Origin of the sequence: Rickettsia endosymbiont of Ixodes scapularis, assembly GCF_000160735.1 — a bacterium.
Lineage (GTDB): Bacteria > Pseudomonadota > Alphaproteobacteria > Rickettsiales > Rickettsiaceae > Rickettsia > Rickettsia tamurae.
In genome coordinates this window covers 1-1,530 of record NZ_GG688308.1, presented here as the reverse complement: position 1 = coordinate 1,530, position 1,530 = coordinate 1, and the positions used below count along the sequence as shown (strand labels likewise).

The following is a 1,530-nucleotide window of genomic DNA, read 5'->3' as shown; positions in this document are numbered from 1 at the left end:
AAAATAATAGGTCCACATTTACCACTAATAGTACTATATTCATTCTATTTTGGATCAGTGTGACGGACTCTCTTTTGTAGATTCAAGTAATATAGAGGTATGTAAGAGATACCGTATTTCAATGAATAAAGTGTTCGCCGGCATAGCAGCAAGCAGTAAGACAACAAAAGGTTGGTTCTATGGACTTAAACTACATCTAATAATTAATAGAGCCGGTGGTATAGTTAAAGCATCTTTTAGCCCTGGCAATAAGGATGATAGAAAACAGCTGGAACTGATAATCAAAAATCTTTTTGGTAAAGTATTCGGAGATCGTGGTTATATTTCGCAACAATTATTTCTACAACTTTTAGAGCAAGGAATTTTTATGGTAACTAGGGTAAAGAAAAATATGAAAAATAAACTTATGTCTATGTTGGATAAAATATTATTGCTTAAAAAAGCATTAATAGAATCTGTGTTTAGTAAAATTAAACTATTGGGGAAGTTTGAGCATTCAAGGCATAGATCAGTTACAAATGCCTTTGTGCATATGGTTGCAGCACTGATAAATTATCAAATGTCTGATAATAAACCTTCTATTACATCTCTCTTGATATGCTAAATCCTATGCTATATTAATTCAAAACTCGCGTTAATAAATACTGGTGGTGGCTTAAAGAGAAGTATTGGGGTAGAATCAAAGCTCGAAATGATAATTGGGTCTTTATGGATAAAAGTAAAGATCTATATCTATGGAAATTACAATGGACAGCAATCAAAAGGCATATTCTAGTTAAAGGCAAAGCATCTCCTGATAATCCAGAACTTAAGGAATACTGGCAAAAACGTCAAGCTAGTAAACCAAAGTACTTCTTTAAAACCAGACAGATTCTTTGGCGTAGACAAGAAGGTAAATGCCCTGTTTGTTTAGATTCAATAGATAATGGGGAAAATGTGCAAGTCCATCATAAAAGACCTACAAGGTGTGGCGGCACTGACCATATTAACAATTTGTGCTTATTGCATACAAACTGTCATAGGCAAGTACATAGCAAGCGAGGTCAACTAATTGCAGCTGTTAGTAAATTGCTTGAGCCGTATGCGGAGTAATTCGCTTGTACGGTTCTTTGGGAGGAAAGCACGCTAAGTGCCTACCTACCCGCTTGCCTACTCTTTCGAGTAGGCCTGAACCTCTTCCTCTGCTGCTTTTTAACTCTACTTCATAACTAAACTCTCGTTTCATTATTTGTTGATTGGTTCGGTTACAGGTATGGAATTACTTTACGCGAGTTTCGTATTAATAGAGGAACTGAATAGCTGATAGTAACTGGGTTACGAGGATATTAGTAATATTGTTTTTGTTATAAAATGTACTTAAAACTGCATAAATTTTTAGTAAATTGTCTTTTTTGACTATAACTATTAAATTGTAAAACTTGTCACACCTCTTACAAACCTTGAAAGGATAAGGATTATAGCATATTCATTAACCATAATTTAGGCATCTTAATACGAACTCGCGTTTCTTAAATTACATGGCTAAAGCTT

Annotated in this window: 2 protein-coding genes; both read left to right on the top strand. The window is 34.2% G+C overall.

From position 1 onward, the window contains the following. The first annotated feature begins 49 nt into the window (after window positions 1-49). The gene (locus REIS_RS10210) at window positions 50-604 is read left to right on the top strand and encodes an IS982 family transposase (RefSeq protein ID WP_008579376.1); all 555 of its coding nucleotides are present in this window, start codon (window positions 50-52) and stop codon (window positions 602-604) included. A gap of 104 nt (window positions 605-708) precedes the next feature. Next, entirely contained in the window at window positions 709-1,092 is a 384-nt protein-coding gene (locus tag REIS_RS10205) for an HNH endonuclease (protein WP_040614913.1), read from the top strand. The last annotated feature ends 438 nt before the right edge of the window (window positions 1,093-1,530 follow it).

Coding starts and splice junctions, on each gene's coding strand:
- REIS_RS10205 (WP_040614913.1), top strand. CDS start 709: ATGGATAAAAGTAAAGATCTATATCTATGGAAATTACAATGGACAGCA.